The following is a 577-nucleotide window of genomic DNA, read 5'->3' as shown; positions in this document are numbered from 1 at the left end:
TGTGCTCTTTGTAGCTTAACCTAGTATTTACATCGTAAATACGATTTGCTTTGAATTTCGGTTCAACACTCACGTGTGAATGAAATTCAAGGCAGCTACCTTTATTTCACTTGTTTACACAAGATCAGCTTAAAGGAATATTCTAAAACGCAATTTCGTTTCGGTATCCAGTTTTCAAGGTGCAATTCGCTTCATCGAAGCGAAACCCGATGAATATTTCGGTTCCACACGATGTGTGAATGAAACATTCGTCGAAACTTGAGAGTTTGAACTCTCAAAACTGAGCAACGAGTGAGTATGTTCAGGATATCCATTTCATTCACACGAACGTGATGAACCGAATTGAATATCCGGTCGCAGGTACGTGTACCTGCTGATTTGAATGTTTCCATTGCAGGAAACGATTCTCCATAGAAAGGAGGTGATCCAGCCGCACCTTCCGATACGGCTACCTTGTTACGACTTCACCCCAATCATCTACCCCACCTTCGGCGGCTGGCTCCTTGCGGTTACCTCACCGACTTCGGGTGTTGTAAACTCTCGTGGTGTGACGGGCGGTGTGTACAAGACCCGGGAA

General features: G+C 44.7%; 1 rRNA gene. It reads right to left on the bottom strand.

What is annotated here, in order from left to right:
• Positions 1–414: 414 nt before the first annotated feature.
• A 16S ribosomal RNA gene (locus tag C400_RS0126065) occupies positions 415–577 on the bottom strand; the annotation flags it as partial.

Source organism: Paenibacillus sp. ICGEB2008, assembly GCF_000307675.1.
GTDB classification, from domain to species: Bacteria; Bacillota; Bacilli; order Paenibacillales; family Paenibacillaceae; genus Paenibacillus; species Paenibacillus polymyxa.
The sequence above is the reverse complement of the archived record's forward strand: the minus strand, read 5'-3'. Positions and strand labels throughout refer to the sequence as shown.